The sequence below is a fragment of the Magnetococcales bacterium genome, assembly GCA_015231755.1.
In the GTDB taxonomy this organism is placed as follows: domain Bacteria; phylum Pseudomonadota; class Magnetococcia; order Magnetococcales; family Magnetaquicoccaceae; genus Magnetaquiglobus.
The window spans coordinates 45,969-61,003 of record JADGAZ010000018.1 but is presented as its reverse complement, the minus strand read 5'-3'; the positions used below and the strand labels follow the sequence as shown (position 1 = coordinate 61,003).

10 protein-coding genes are annotated in these 15,035 nt (G+C 55.3%); 1 reads left to right on the top strand and 9 read right to left on the bottom strand.

The annotated features are described in order from the left end of the window. Positions 1–311 precede the first annotated feature (311 nt). On the top strand, positions 312–3,359 hold the full coding sequence (locus tag HQL98_12540) for an Rne/Rng family ribonuclease (GenBank protein MBF0272876.1): 3,048 nt from the start codon (positions 312–314) through the stop codon (positions 3,357–3,359). Positions 3,360–3,450: 91 nt separating this feature from the next. Here HQL98_12540 and HQL98_12535 read toward each other — a convergent pair whose 3' ends face one another. The 9 genes from HQL98_12535 to HQL98_12495 all read right to left on the bottom strand — a co-directional run bounded on the left by HQL98_12535 (position 3,451) and on the right by HQL98_12495 (position 14,950). After that, a complete protein-coding gene (locus HQL98_12535; protein MBF0272875.1) occupies positions 3,451–6,318 on the bottom strand; it encodes an AAA family ATPase in 2,868 nt (955 codons plus the stop codon). A gap of 454 nt (positions 6,319–6,772) precedes the next feature. Continuing rightward, complete coding sequence (locus HQL98_12530) at positions 6,773–8,086, bottom strand: adenosylhomocysteinase (protein ID MBF0272874.1); 1,314 nt, start codon at positions 8,084–8,086, stop codon at positions 6,773–6,775. A 25-nt stretch (positions 8,087–8,111) separates the two neighbouring features. Beyond that, positions 8,112–9,287, bottom strand: a complete 1,176-nt coding sequence (locus HQL98_12525; protein ID MBF0272873.1) for a methionine adenosyltransferase — start codon at positions 9,285–9,287, stop codon at positions 8,112–8,114. 139 nt (positions 9,288–9,426) lie between these two features. Next, entirely contained in the window at positions 9,427–10,317 is an 891-nt protein-coding gene (rapZ, locus tag HQL98_12520) for an RNase adapter RapZ (GenBank protein ID MBF0272872.1), read from the bottom strand. A gap of 28 nt (positions 10,318–10,345) precedes the next feature. Beyond that, positions 10,346–11,800 (bottom strand): RNA polymerase factor sigma-54, encoded by a 1,455-nt coding sequence (locus HQL98_12515; GenBank protein ID MBF0272871.1) that lies wholly within the window; start codon positions 11,798–11,800, stop codon positions 10,346–10,348. A 30-nt stretch (positions 11,801–11,830) separates the two neighbouring features. Further along, a complete protein-coding gene (gene lptB, locus HQL98_12510; protein ID MBF0272870.1) occupies positions 11,831–12,565 on the bottom strand; it encodes an LPS export ABC transporter ATP-binding protein in 735 nt (244 codons plus the stop codon). Positions 12,566–12,567: 2 nt separating this feature from the next. Then, complete coding sequence (locus HQL98_12505) at positions 12,568–13,377, bottom strand: hypothetical protein (protein ID MBF0272869.1); 810 nt, start codon at positions 13,375–13,377, stop codon at positions 12,568–12,570. Continuing rightward, positions 13,374–13,982, bottom strand: a complete 609-nt coding sequence (lptC, locus tag HQL98_12500) for an LPS export ABC transporter periplasmic protein LptC (GenBank protein MBF0272868.1) — start codon at positions 13,980–13,982, stop codon at positions 13,374–13,376. The genes HQL98_12505 and lptC overlap by 4 nt, the downstream gene beginning before the upstream one ends. Before the next feature lie 11 nt (positions 13,983–13,993). Next, the gene (locus HQL98_12495; GenBank protein MBF0272867.1) at positions 13,994–14,950 is read right to left on the bottom strand and encodes a KpsF/GutQ family sugar-phosphate isomerase; all 957 of its coding nucleotides are present in this window, start codon (positions 14,948–14,950) and stop codon (positions 13,994–13,996) included. Between the last annotated feature and the right edge of the window lie 85 nt (positions 14,951–15,035).

Sequence of the window (15,035 nt, the reverse complement as noted above, 5' to 3'; positions counted from 1 at the left end):
ACCGGTGTGCGTGGTGTGGGATATTCTTCAAGCGGCTTTGCTTCCATGGATAAAAGATCCTATAATGATATTATTTGATTTGAGGAAGTGATGGGACATCCCCGCCCCGGCTTGACGTGGGTGGATCGTCTCATCCACCTCGCGCCATTTTTTCTTGATTCACGATTGATGATTTTATCCCGGCGGCTTTGGCCCCGGATGACCCGAAACCGCCTGTTTTCCGTTGCATTCCGAGGAGCTCGCCACCGATGCGAGTCGCGGATTGTGCGGCGGATCTCAAGGCCAATCCATACAGGAGAGCAAGCCCAACCATGACCATGACCAAGCGTATGCTGGTGGATGCCACCCATCCGGAAGAGATCCGCGTCGCCATCGTCCAGGACAACAAACTGATCGATCTGGACATTGAAACATCAAGCCGGGAGCAAATCAAAGGCAACATCTATCTGGCTCGCGTTTCCCGTGTCGAGCCGTCTCTTCAGGCCGCTTTCATTGACTTCGGCGGCGGACGCCAGGGATTCCTTTCGGTCAACGACATTCATCCCAAATACTACCCCACCAACGACAAGGGGGAACGGGGTGAATATCTGCCTTTGCCTCTCCCGGAACCCGAAGACGATGAGGAAGGGGAGTACGATGAAGATTATGACGATGAGGATGAGGAAAAGCAGCCGGAAAAACCGGTAAAGCTTCAGGCGCCCACATCCGCCGCGGTGCCGGTCCCGGTGGTCGATCTTCCCGAATCTGCGGCGGAACCCGTCATGGCCGCAATCCGGACGCCAGCCTTCGCGGAAGTGGTGATGCCGGTGGCAATCGTATCCGTGGATCCGGATGGCGTGCTGGAGTCCTGCCAGGAGTCCGAAACACACGAGACCGACGTGGAGGCGTCCGATTTTCCGGCATATCCGCTCGAAGAGGTGGAGGATGGGGAAGAGGCTTCCGGCGCGGCGATTGCCGATGGTGACGAGTCCGGCGAAGAGTCCACCGACGCGGCGATGTCTGGCGATGATGGTGAGTCCGGCGACGATGCTGCCGGTGGTGAGCCGTCCGGCGAAGATCTCTACGAAGAAGCGGGTGCCGGTGATGAGGAGTCCGGGCACCTCTCTGGCGGTGAATCCGGATCCCTCCCGGACGATCTGGACAACGAGGTGGAGATCGATGACGACGGCTCCCCGTTGCTCGACACCTTCAAACGTTTTCCCCGCCGGCAACGGCTGCCCATTCAGAAGATTCTCACCCGGGGACAGAAACTGCTGGTGCAGGTGGTCAAGGAGCCACGGGGCAACAAGGGTGCCTCGTTGACCACCAATCTGTCCCTGGCTGGACGCTATGCCGTGCTTCTGCCGGAAAACGAAGGGGGCGGAGGCATCTCCCGCAAGATCACCGACAGCCTGGAACGCAAGAAACTCAAAGAAATCATCGAGACCATCGCCATTCCCGGTCAGGTGAGTCTCATCATTCGCACCGCCGGATTGGGACGCACCAAACGGGAGATTATCCGGGATCTGAACTATCTGCTGCGCTTGTGGAAGAAAATCCTCGATAATGCCGCCCAGGCCGAAGGGCCCATGGTGATCCATGAGGAGGGGGATCTCATCATGCGCACCATCCGGGATCTCTACAGCACCGACATGACCGAAATTCTCATCGAAGGTCATGAGGGCTATCGGCGCGGCAAGGATTTCATGCGTCTGCTCATGCCCCGCTACATGAAGGTGGTTCAGCCCTACAAGGAACCGCAGCCGATTTTTTCCCGTTTTCAGATCGAAAATCAGATCGAGTCCATGCATGAACGGGTGATTCAACTGAAATCCGGAGGGTACATCGTCATCGAGCCTACCGAGGCCATGGTGACCATCGACATCAACTCCGGTCGCTCCACCCGGGAGAAGGACGTGGAGACCACCGCCTTCAAGACCAATCTCCAGGCCACCGAGGAGATTGCCCGGCAGTTGCGTTTGCGGGATCTGGGCGGATTGATCGTGATCGATTTCATCGACATGGAGGACAAGAAGCACAATCTGGAGGTGGAACGCCAGATGCGCGAAGCCTTGAAATTGGATCGCGCCAAGATTCAACTGGGCAAGATTTCCCAGTTCGGCCTGTTGGAGTTGTCCCGTCAGCGCATGAAACCCACCTTCAGCGAAACCAATCGCATGGAGTGTCCCCGCTGCAAGGGGTTGGGTACGATCCGTTCCGTGGAGTCCACGGCCATTCATCTGTTCCGCATGCTGGAAGAGGATGTCTCTAAGAACCGTTATACGCGCATCGTGTATCGCACCTCCCTGGATGTGGCCAACTATCTGCTCAACCACAAGCGCGCCCAGTTGGCCGCCCTGGAGGGGGAGAGTCAGGTACCGCTTTTGATTCAGGGGGACGAAACCCTGCAAACTCCGGAATACCGGGTGGAGCGGGCCGAGCGTCCCAAGGTCGCCCCCACGCCGGAAGAGTTGGCCGAGCAGAAGGGCAACAAAAACGCGGGTGGTTCATCCCGTTCGGCCCGGAACGGCGCGTCTTCCGCCCCGCCGGCCTCGGTTCAGGAACCGGTGCGCGCCAAGGCCGAAGTCAAGCCGCAGTCCACCCCCAAGCCGACCGCTCAGCCCGCCATGACCACTGCTCCCGGGGAAGAGGGGGAGCAGGAAACCGCCGCTCCCACGGAGACGGTGGAAAAGAAGAAACGTCGTCGTCGTCGTCGTCGCAAGTCGGCTCAATCCTCGGTCGCGTTGCGTCCCGGTGAGTTGCAGGCCGATATCGAGTCCGGCGACGAAGGCGACGATGAGGAAGAGGAGGAGTCCACACCCGTGATTCCGGGGGTGCAGGCCATGGAAGCCGCCCCAGGGCTGTTCATCCTGGCCCAACCCGAGGTCACCAAGGCACCCCGATCGGTGAAAAAGGCCACGCCTCCCCGTCCTGTCGTATCCGAAGAGCCGGACACCACCGAGGCACCGGAGGAGGAGAGTGGCGGCGAGGAGGAGTCAGCCGTCACCTCGGAAGGCAAGACCCGGGCCCCCCGTCGGAGACGGCGCCGTCGTTCCACCGCCGCCTCCCGTCGAGCCGCTGGCGCCGTCGAAGGGGAAGAGTCCGCTGCTTCATCAGGGGAGGCACCCCCCGCAGACGGGGAGGTGAGTCCTGCTGCGGAGCCGGATCAGACCCCCAAATCCCAACCCCGGCCCAAGGCGGAACCCAAGCCCAAAGCGGAATCGAAATCCGATTCCGCGCCAGAGGCCAAGCCCGAACCTAAGCCGGAGCCCAAGCCCGAACCTAAGCCGGAGCCCAAGCCCGAACCTAAGCCGGAGCCCAAGCCCAAAGCGGAATTGGCAATCCGATCCGAAGATCTTTCTCCTCCCTGGGAGGAGTGAGCGGGTTAGATGAATGGGGGTGGTTTATGTTGAAGAGGACATAAACCACCCCTTTGTTTGTTTTATGATGATCTGTTGGAAATCCTGTAGTTCAATTCTTGAAGGCCAGTTTGTTGGACTGAATGCATAGATTATTCGGTCTGTAAGGTGGGATCTCACTATTGGCAGGAGGGATATTGAACAGATTCAAGATGAATTCCATATGTCTCTCCTGTACCCCCTCCACAACAAAATATCCACCATGCTCTTGCATCGCTTTGCACCTGCCTAGGATGACATCAGCGAGTCTTTTATGCATTTCCAGGTCGTCGTGCATCTGTTGAAAGGTTTCCCAGTCCAGTTTCTCAAAGGCGACATGTCTCATAATGTCTTTTGTATAATAATGTTCGGTGGCTGTTGCTTTTTTGGATAGGATATCATCCTTTCCGATTTTGAGTGTTTGGTCCTCGTGAAAAATTGATATTATCTTTGATATTGAATGAACGAATTGACTGGGATTATGTTCTTCAGGTATCTCAAAGATAATTTTTCTGCATGAAGTTTCATTTGTTAATTGGTTGAGAGTTATTTCTATATTCTTTTGGCTTTCAAATGTTTCTTGAGCCAGGTTGATGGAGAGGAATCTGATATGATTATTTTCTGAACATAATTTTTCTGCCGTTTTGAACAGTGTTTTAATGAATATTTTGTCAAGGTTCAGTAAATTGTTCGCCACAGAAGTGCCATTGAAGCGTTCCCCTCCAAGAAATCTGATTTTTTCGATAATGCTGCCTGCTGAACAGAAAGTATTCTCACAGTCTGGATAACCGTCGAGAAGGGGTTTCGTGTCTCCGATTTTCAGCATGAAAAACAGTTCGTAACCTATTGTTTGTTCCTGTTCTGGTTTGATGAGATTGATATTTTCTTTTCTCCAGGAGTCGCAATGATAGGGATTCCTGAATCGTGCAGGATCTGTTCTTAATAGCAAGGACAAGCATTTTTTGCATTGCTCATCCACTTTGTAAGATGTATCGAAATCATAACCCATTATTGGAAGTTTCTTTAAGATTTCTCGCCCCTTGTTGTCGGATTCGTTGTCACGATAGAATCCTTTGGAGACAGTATACCATAAATTTTTCATTTCTTTCCATAAATATTCTTTGCGAATCATGTTTAGCAGGTGGATGCCTTCGTTTCTGGTAGCATAGAACTCTTCAGTCGTTTCAGCCAATTGAATTATTCTAATCATTTCTGCAACATGATAAGATGAATATCTTCTTTTGGTTCCAAAGTTGCCCAGAATTTGGAAATTGACGGGGCAATGGGCGACTATAGTTTCGTAATAGGCAAAAGAGTCGAGAACCTTTTCCATATAATAGGTGCCGAGGGGGGATACGACGATATGTTCCAACTTGTTATAGCGAATATTTTTTCCTCTCAGATCCGTACTCAAAACCAGTCGTGAATTGATTAAAGAGATAAGAGCTAAAGTTATATCTTTTTCATCGTATCCGATCTTTTGGAACTGATACAGTATGGAAGTGAGGCATTCGCCAGAATCTTCGTCAATGAGTCTTGAGTATTTGATTGTCAGATATTGAAGTATCCTTATCTTTACAAGGAAGTTTTGCCATCTGGGACGTGTTTTGTATTTCTCATTTTTTGTGTGGATCGTGTTTGAGAAGTCGTCATTGTGGTCATTGGATTGAAGGTTGTCGAACAGATTCTGATCGCAAATGAAATCAAGATTGTTATCAAGAATGGCGAATGGGAATCCATCAAGCGCATAGATAATATCTTTCTGGGTTATTTTTTCGTTTATTTGATTGTCATAAGTTTTTGTTTTACAATAAACATCTTTAATTAGCCCTATGATTGCAATAGAGATTCTGGATTCTGAGAAGGATTTTGTTTTCAGGATTTCTGGGAATATTCTGAGTTGTGATCTGACTCCTCCAAGAGTAATATTATGCAAATAGGCGTAAGCTTCTTCATCGAGATTGTTCATGAACTGTTTCAGAAGTAAGAAAGCGTCTTTTCTTGTTATCTCAACATGGTATTCCCTTCCTTCGTGTTCAATTCTTACTTTCGCGATAACTGGATTGTTGTGAATGAACTTGTGCGCATAAATCTCCATAGCTGCCAGGCGTTTCTCAAAGACTTCCGCAAGAGGAGGTGGAGGGAGTAGAAAAATTTTATGGGCCTTGCGTACAAATTCAGATTTCTGGTCAACAAAGAGTTGAAACAGTGTGCTTCTTCTTAATGAAATAACGAAGATCCACTTTGTACTATTGATTGTATCTTTCTGAATCAAAGAATCATGTAGATTGAAAGCTGTCTCAAAGACGAGTTGTTCAACTGGAGTGTTTCTGGTTCTGTCTATATTATCAATAAAATGTAGGATTATTTTCTTGTCTTTTATCTTTTGTAGTTGTCTGATTCTGTTATGGATGTTTCCTTGAGATTTTGTTTCTGTTTCCGATTCGATCTCGTTGAGAATGCGATCCATTATTTCATTTTTATTGGTGGAGTTAAAATTATCGAAGTTCGACGATGAAATGATGGTTGATTCTATATTTAAAGTCCTTGAAAGATGATTGATCAGTGATGATTTTCCGGTTCCTGGGCATCCTGCCATGATGATCTTCTCGTTTAACAATAACGGTGAGGTGATCATGTTTGTGAATGTGTCGACCGGATTTTTTAGCCTCTTGAGTTGTAGTAAATATTTGAAATAATCAACGTAACAGTCGTTAATTTCTGGTGTGTTCTCGTGATTGGGTACAACATACATGGATCTTAGCCATTCGTTGCTGTTGATATCATTGAAGAAGAATAGATTAAGATCATCCTGCATCTTTGAATAGATGTTTGCGAGGTGGTTTGTTTTGTTGTCAATCGCATCTCTTTGAGTATTTAGATCCGTATATTGTAGCTTTTTGAAAAAAAACTGGATGTTCTCTGCTGTCTTGTTGGGCATGGTGGTCCTCCTGATGTGTGTGATTGCGGGGTGTTATTTAATAATTATAATTATTTATATGTTGTTAGCAGATGCAGGCTATCACGATTGAAAAATATGTTGCAAGTGTTAATTTTTTTTGTCTTATTGTTCTTTGTTATTAATTACCGTATTCAAGAATAATTGATTATTTTAAGCATGGTTTATGGTTCATTTATTATCATTTTTATCCTGCTATTAGATTCTTATCTTAACATAAATAATGATTATATTTTTTAAAAATACTTAATATAATTTATTGTGGCGAAATTGAACGCTCCACAGGCTTTGATCAGGCTGATGGCGTTGATTCACAGATGTCAGTCAGTATGGCAGGGATAATAAAGGCGATGGATGGCGAGTAATGGCAGGAAGAAGAGTGTTGCAAGAAGTAGGCGCGGACTCCCTCACAGGAATCCGCGCTTTTTTTTGATGCTCAATAGCGATACGGTTCGGGCTTGAAGGGGCCATCCACCGGCACACCGATGTAGCTGGCCTGTTTTTCCGTCAGGGTGGTGAGTCGCACCCCCAGTTTGCTCAAGTGCAGACGGGCCACCTTTTCGTCGAGTTTCTTGGGTAGGACATAGACACCCACCGTATATTGACCGGGATTGTTCCACAGCTCGATCTGGGCCATCACCTGATTGGTGAAGGAGTTGGACATCACGAAACTGGCGTGTCCCGTGGCGCAGCCCAGATTGACCAGCCGACCTTCGGCCAGCAGGATCAGGCGTTTGCCGTTCGGAAAGATGATGTGGTCCACCTGGGGTTTGATGTTTTCCCAGGTCAGGGAACGCAACGAGGCCACATCGATTTCCGAGTCGAAGTGACCGATGTTGCACACGATGGCCTGATCTGGCATGCGCTCCATGTGGGAGCGGGTGATGACATCCACATTGCCGGTGGCGGTGACGAAAATATTGCCCTGGGCAGCGGCATCCTCCATGGTGACCACCCGATACCCTTCCATGGCGGCCTGCAAGGCGCAGATGGGATCGATTTCGGTGATCCACACCGTCGCACCCATACCCCGGAACGCCTGGGCACAGCCTTTGCCCACGTCGCCATAGCCGCACACCACCGCGATCTTGCCGGCGATCATCACGTCCGTGGCCCGTTTGATGCCGTCGATCAGGGATTCCCGGCAGCCGTAGAGATTGTCGAATTTGGACTTGGTCACCGAGTCGTTGACATTGAAGGCCGGCACCTTGAGGGTGCCTGCGGCCATCATTTCGTGCAGACGATGCACGCCTGTGGTGGTCTCTTCGGAGATGCCGCGAATGTTTTTCAACAGTTCCGCGTGTTCCGGACGATGCAGCACCAGAGTCAGATCGCCGCCATCGTCCAGGATCATGTTGGGAAGCCAGCCATCGGGTCCGAAGATGGTCTGGTCGATGCACCACCAGAACTCCTCTTCGGTTTCACCCTTCCAGGCGAAGACCGGAATTCCCGCTGCGGCGATGGCGGATGCGGCGTGATCCTGGGTCGAGAAGATGTTGCAAGACGACCAGCGCACTTCGGCCCCCAGATCCACCAGGGTTTCGATGAGCACGGCGGTCTGGATGGTCATGTGCAGGCATCCGGCGATCCGGGCACCCGTCAGGGGCTTGCTGCCTTGGTATTCCCGACGCAGGGCCATCAGGCCCGGCATTTCGGTTTCGGCGATGGCGATCTCCTTGCGGCCCCACTCGGCGAGAGTGATGTCGGCAACGCGGAAATCGTGGAAGTCGGTCTGGATGGAAGCGGTCATGAGACTCTCGTTGGTGTGATGCGTTCTAGAGGGATGACAGACCGGCAGCCCCGCGCAGGGCTTCGATTTTGTCGGTTTTTTCCCAGGTGAACTCCGGCAGTTCCCGACCGAAGTGCCCATAGGCGGCAGTCTTGGCATAGATCGGACGCAGCAGGTTGAGATGCCGCGTGATCGCCTTGGGACGCAGATCAAAGATATCCGCCACGATCCGTTCGATCTGGTCATCCGGGATGCGTCCGGTGCCAAAGGTTTGCACCATCAAGGAGACGGGTTTCGACAGGCCGATGGCATAGGCCACCTGGATTTCGCAACGTGCGGCCAGTCCGGCGGCCACGATGTTTTTGGCCACGTAGCGGCCCATGTAGGCCGAAGAGCGATCCACCTTGGAGGGATCCTTGCCCGAGAAGGCGCCCCCACCGTGACGACCGGCACCGCCGTAGGTATCGACGATGATTTTGCGTCCGGTCAGGCCGCAGTCTCCCACCGGACCACCGATCACGAAGCGACCCGTGGGGTTGACGTGATAGACCACGTTGGGGCTCAAATGCTGGGCGGGGATGACCGGCTTGATGATCTCTTCGATCACCGCTTCCCGCAGATCGGCATAGGCGATGTCCGGATGGTGTTGGGTGGAGACCACCACGGCCTCGATGGCGGAGGGACGTCCCTGTTCGTAGCGGACCGTCACCTGGGATTTGGCGTCGGGACGCAGCCAGGAGAGCTGACCGGATTTGCGCACGGCGGCTTGCCGTTCCATCAGACGGTGGGCGTAATGGATCGGCATGGGCATGAGGGCCGGGGTTTCGTCGCAGGCGTAGCCGAACATCAACCCCTGGTCACCGGCTCCTTGATCCAGGTCGAGTCCCTGGCCTTCGTTGACCCCCTGGGCGATATCCGGGGACTGCTTGTCCAAAGAGACCAGCACCGCGCACGAGGCGTGATCGAATCCCATGAACGATGAGTCGTATCCGATCTCCTTGACCGCTTCCCGGGCCACGGTGGGATAATCCACCACCGCTTTGGTGGTGATTTCTCCGGCGATCACCACCATGCCGGTGGTGATCAGGGTTTCGCAGGCCACGCGGCTGGTGGGATCTTGTGCCAGAATGGCATCCAGCACACCATCCGAGATCCGGTCGGCCATTTTGTCGGGATGTCCTTCGGAAACCGATTCCGAGGTGAACAGAAACGCTCGCTCCATGCCATTCACTCCAAAATGTGTGGGATTCGGGAATTCATCCGGGACGCCGTCCGGCAAGCGCGACGCGGGTTGAAATCGAATCGAATAAATTAACGAATTTCTGATGCGGCAACAATAAAAAAAAACAGCGATGCGTCAATCAATCCGCTCCGCTGCGTTTGTTGCGATTCAGATCCCGGTGTCGCACCCGCACCTGATGGCCCAGACACCGCAACCGTTCCGCCAGTTGTTCCACCAGATAGACCGAGCGGTGTTTGCCGCCGGTACAGCCGATGTCTATGGTGAAATAGCGTTTTTTCTCTTGTTTGTAGCGGGGGATCAGGTACTCGAACAAGGATTCCAGACGCTCCAGGAACAGCAGGGATTCGCCTTGTTGTTCCAGGAAACGGATGATCGGTTCATCCAGACCGGTGAAGGGACGCAGTTGGTCATCGTAGTGGGGATTGAGCAGAAATCGGCCATCCAGCACCATGTCCGCGTCGGTGTTGACCCCGTACTTGAACCCGAAAGAGCGGATGAAGATCATCAGATCCGCGTCCATGCCCGCGTGGAACGCCAGATCCAGGTGTTCTTTGAGCTGGGGCACGATCAGGGAGGTGGTGTCGATGATCATGTCGGCGGAGGCCCGTACCGGTCCCAGATCCAGGATTTCCTGTTTCACCGCCTCTCCCACCGTCAACTCCTGGGCCAGGGGGTGACGACGACGGGTTTCCCGATAACGACGGATCAACACATCCGCGTCGGCTTCCAAGAAGATGGTTTCGACCCTTTCGGCTTGTTCGTTCAGTTGTTGGCGGCACTCCTGAAAACAGGAGAGGGCGCTTTCTCCCCGCATGTGGATGCCGATGGCCAGATGGGCCGGATTGCCCTCCTGGGCGAAGTGTTTCAGACAGGCGGGCATGAGTTCAAACGGAAGATTGTCCACCCAGAAATAGCCCAGATCCTCCAGGTATTTCAGGGCGCTGGATTTGCCGGCACCCGACAGGCCGGTCACCAGGATCAGATGGCGGATTTTTTGTGGCAGGGGCATGGGGGATTCCGGAACCTCCGACCGTGGATTATTTGTCAGGTGCCAAGCGTTTGCGTCGCGAGGAGGAGGGGATGCTCAAGGCGTCCCGATATTTGGCCACCGTGCGACGGGCCACCGCAATGCCCTGATCTTGCAAGAGCTTGGCCAATTTCTCGTCCGACAGGGGACGCCGTGGCGACTCTCCTTCCACCAGTTTGCGGATTTTGAACTTCACCGCTTCCGAGGAGTGGTTTTCGCCGCTGTCCGAGGCCAGGGAGGAGGAGAAGAAAAACTTGAGCTCGAAGATTCCCCGGTTGGTGTGCATGTACTTGTTGCTGGTCACCCGGGACGCGGTGGATTCGTGTACGCCGATGTCGTCGGCCACGTCCTTGAGAATCAGGGGACGCAGGTATTCCGGGCCGTATTCCAGAAAATCCTTTTGAAACCGGACAATGCTTTCCGCCACCCGATAAATGGTGCTGGAACGTTGTTCCAGGCTTTTGATCAGCCACTGGGCCGAGCGGGCGTTTTCCGTGAGGAACCGTTTGTCCTGTTCGGACATGCGGTCGTTGATGGCCTTTTCGTAGGTGCGGTTGATGCGCAGTTTGGGAACGGTTTCGGGATTGACCTCCACCACCCATTCCCCTTCCTGCTTGCGCACGAAGACATCCGGAATGATGTAGTTGGTCTGCTCCGCGCCAAAGGCCAGACCCGGTTTGGGATTCAGGGATTGAATGACATCCACCGCATCCGCCAGTTCGTCGTCGTCGAGCTTCAAGACCCGTTTGAGTTTGCGGTAGTCCCGGCGTCCCAGATCTTCCAGTTTGTCCAGCAGGGAGGTGTAGGGGGGGACCGCCTGTTTGCGGGCCTTGAGTTGCAACAGCAGACATTCCGCCAGATTGCGCGCCGCCACCCCGGGAGGATCGAAGGATTGCACCAGCAGCAGGGCATCTTCCATTTCGTCGAGGGTGGCGCCGGTCATTTCGGCGAGGATTTGGAGTTCCGCCCCGAGATAGCCGTTGTCGTCGATGGCGTCGATGATCGCCATGCCGAAGACCCGTTCCCGGTTGTTGACCGCCGAAACCCCCAACTGCCAGCTCAAGTGATCGAACAGGCTATCGCCACGGGTGAGGGTGTTTTCCAGGGGAGGGGCTTCGCTGGTGGCGGAGGATTCAAACTGGGCCGCGCCGAAGCTGTCGCCGGAGTAGACATCCGACCAGTCCGCGTCCACCGGCAACTCGTCGGAAATCGAGGTCTCCATGATCGGAGAGGCCGCATCCATCAGGTCATCGCTTTTGGCGAGTTTTTCCGGGCCGCTGGGATCTTCCGCCTCCAGACCTCCCGAGATGCTTTCTTCGCGTTCGAGCAAAGGATTCTTGTCCAGTTCCTCCTGAAGATATTCAGCAAGATCCAGACTTGACATCTGCAACAAACGGATCGCCATCTGCAACTGGGGGGTCATCACCAGTTGCATGCCCATGCGAAGCTTCAGTTCCTGAGCCAGACCATACGCCATGAAAAATCCCAGTTGTCTTTACAGGTGAAAATCTTTCCCCAGGTACATGGTACGCACCTGATGATCCCTCACGACCTCTTCCGGAGAACCCTTGGCCAGCACCGTCCCCTGACTGAGAATGTAGGCATGGTCGCAAATACCCAGCGTTTCCCGGACGTTGTGATCCGTGATCAGGATTCCGATGCCCCGTCTGGCCAAATGCCGGATGATGGATTGAATCTCCGCCACCGCCAGGGGGTCCACACCGGCGAAGGGTTCATCCAGCAGGATGTAGCGGGGGTCGATGGCCAAGGCTCTGGCGACCTCCACCCGGCGGCGTTCTCCGCCGGACAGGGCATATCCCCACGCCCCCGCCAGATGGGCGACCCCCAATTCATTCAACAAGCGATCCAGCCGTTCCATCCGTTCCCCCCGGTTCAAGGGGAGGGTTTCCAGAATGGCCAGGATGTTATCCCGGACCGTCATTTTGCGAAAGATCGACGGTTCCTGGGGCAGATAGGCCACACCGGCCCGGGCCCGACGGTGAATCGGTTCGCTGGTGATGGGCACTCCGTCCAGCCAGATGGATCCCGTATCCGGCTCCACCAGACCCACGAACATGTAAAACATCGTGGACTTGCCCGCGCCATTGGGGCCGAGCAGTCCCACCACCTCTCCGGGGATGACCGACAGGCTCACCGAGGTCACCACCGGGCGACCCTGATAGCTTTTACCCAGTTCCCGGGCTTCCAGACACTCGACTCCGGCATCCATGTTCACCGGCGGGAGGAGTACGGCTGGGTGGTGCGTCGCCGGGGCGCGGGGTAGGGTACCGCGCCATCCGGATCGTTTTCCCGGGGGGCGAGTTCGCCGTCCGGAGCCATGCGGGTTTCGGCCCGCAGGGTGTCACCCTCCCGACTGCCCCCCGACTCGTTGCGGGAATCGTTTCCCAGGGAGCGGGAGGGGGTCAGGGGCGGAGAGGCGTTGCCGGGCATGGCCGGCGGTGGCGGCGGTGGGGCTGCCGTCTCTCCGGAGCCGTGGGGCGTGGCCGGGCCGGGGGCGTCCATGCGCTGCATCACCCCCGACGGGGTGATCCGGGCGCTGACCCGACGGTTCTCTCCACCTTGCACCGAAACCTTGCTGATCCGTTGTTCGTTATCCAGGGTCACCAGGATGCGCCGACCGGTCAGTTGATCATCCCCCCGACGGATCGTCGCTTCCCGTTCGTTGCCCACCAGTTCCAGAGTGCGTTTTTCGAACTGGTAATTGACCACATCTGCCGTGCCCCGGTCCCGTTCCTGCTGAATGACCACCTGGCCTTCGGCTTTCACCTCGCGGACTCCGCCACCGCCTTTGGCCTTTTTGTCGTAGCGCACCGTCATCCGGTCCGACGACAGGCGCATGCGTCCGTCATCGGCCACCACGTGACCCATGAAGGTGGCCACCTGATTCCGGTCATCCATATCCAGACGGTCCGAGGTGATCGACAAGGGGGCGGGCGGAGCGGCCATGGCGGTCGCCATCATCCCCGTCACTCCCCACATCACCAGGGCCACAACCCGACTGGCCATCATCCCAGGTCTCATGGCTGCTCCGTAGTTAGAATCGCATCGGGAAAGGTCATTTTGACATGTCCTTCCACCGTCAGTCTCCGTGTCTCCTGCTCCAGGGTCAAGCCCTGTCCTTCCAGGCGCATGTTTTCCCGTTCCAGTCGAAACGCATGCTCGGTATACAAGATCCTCTTTTCGGGATCAAAGCGCAACTGTTCCGTCATCAATCGGCCCGTTGCCGGATCTCCGGCCTCCACCCGACCCGTGAATTCCATGCGTCCCGTGGCTCCATCCACATCGCCGCTTTCGGCGGTGACCACGACTTCCTCCTGGCCTTCGAGGGAGAACTCCAGCCGGGGATGGTGGATGATGATGCGTTTTTCTTCGCCCCGCTGGGCGCTGGGGGCGTCCAGGGTCCAGCGGGTGCGTTGTTTGTCGAATTGCGTCACGTGGAGATCGGTCACCAGGGTGCCCTGATGGCCTGCCAGCAGATCCAGGGCCTGTGCCGTGCCCTCCAGACCATGGGGACGCTTCAGATACCAGTATACGCTCGTGACCACCAGAAGGGAAAATCCCAAAAACAGGTGTTTGGCATAGCGTCGCAGCACGCCGGGACGACCCATGCCCGCAGGTGATCTCATGCCGGAACGATTCACATCAACCCCGCTTCCAGCAGATCATGCAGGTGAATCACCCCCTCGGGAATCCGGTCCGCCGTCACCACGAACAGGCCGGTGATTTTGGACGTTTCCATCACCCGGGCCGCTTCGGCGGCCAGGGCGTCCCCGGCGATCACCTTGGGATTCCGGGTCATCACCTCGCCCGCCAGCCGGCCGAGCAGTTCTCCTTCCCGTTCCAGCAGACGGCGCAAATCCCCGTCGGTGATCACTCCGGTCAATCGTCCCTGGGGGTTCACCACGCCGGTCATGCCCAACCGTTTGGCGGTCATCTCGAACAAGGCGTCCCGGACCGTATCCGTCTCTCCCACGCATGGGATCCGGGTGCCGGTGTGCATGCGGTCCGCCACCCGCACCAGCAGTCGCCGACCCAGGGATCCCCCGGGATGCAGAAACGCGAACTGCTCCGGACCGAACTCCCGTTTTTCCAGCAGGCAGACCGCCAGGGCATCCCCCATGGCCAGGGCCGCCGTGGTGGAACTGGTGGGGGCCAGACCCATGGGACAGGCCTCCCGGCTTACGCCGATATCGAGGACCACATCGCTCATCCGGGCCAGGGTGGAGTCCATACGACCCGTCATGGCGATCAGGGGCACCCCGAGACGTTTGAATACCGGCAACAGTCCCAAGACCTCCCAGGTCTCGCCGCTGTTGGAAATCAGGATCACCACATCCGCCCGGGTCACCATGCCCAGATCCCCATGGCTGCCTTCCGCCGGATGCAGGAAAAAGGCCGGCGCGCCGGTACTGGCCAGGGTGGCGGCGATTTTGCGTCCGATCATCCCCGACTTGCCGATTCCGCTCACCACCACCCGGCCACGGCAGGCGTGCAGTCGTTCCACCGCCTCCGGGAAGCGCTGATCCAGACGTTCGGCCATGGCCAGAATGGCCTCCGCCTCCATGCCGAGAACCTGTCGGGCCCGTTCAATCATCGGCCGCGTCGCGCAACGACGACCCACCATCAAAAAAACCGCGACAAGTCACCGTTTCATTGAGCATAATATCATCCGGTCCATT

Bases quoted from the DNA above. Each gene is read 5' to 3' on its own strand.
- HQL98_12540 (MBF0272876.1), top strand. From the start codon at position 312: ATGACCATGACCAAGCGTATGCTGGTGGATGCCACCCATCCGGAAGAG.
- HQL98_12535 (MBF0272875.1), bottom strand. From the start codon at position 6,318: ATGCCCAACAAGACAGCAGAGAACATCCAGTTTTTTTTCAAAAAGCTA.
- HQL98_12530 (MBF0272874.1), bottom strand. From the start codon at position 8,086: ATGACCGCTTCCATCCAGACCGACTTCCACGATTTCCGCGTTGCCGAC.
- HQL98_12525 (MBF0272873.1), bottom strand. From the start codon at position 9,287: ATGGAGCGAGCGTTTCTGTTCACCTCGGAATCGGTTTCCGAAGGACAT.
- rapZ (MBF0272872.1), bottom strand. From the start codon at position 10,317: ATGCCCCTGCCACAAAAAATCCGCCATCTGATCCTGGTGACCGGCCTG.
- lptB (MBF0272870.1), bottom strand. From the start codon at position 12,565: ATGGATGCCGGAGTCGAGTGTCTGGAAGCCCGGGAACTGGGTAAAAGC.
- HQL98_12505 (MBF0272869.1), bottom strand. From the start codon at position 13,377: ATGAGACCTGGGATGATGGCCAGTCGGGTTGTGGCCCTGGTGATGTGG.
- lptC (MBF0272868.1), bottom strand. From the start codon at position 13,982: ATGAGATCACCTGCGGGCATGGGTCGTCCCGGCGTGCTGCGACGCTAT.
- HQL98_12495 (MBF0272867.1), bottom strand. From the start codon at position 14,950: ATGATTGAACGGGCCCGACAGGTTCTCGGCATGGAGGCGGAGGCCATT.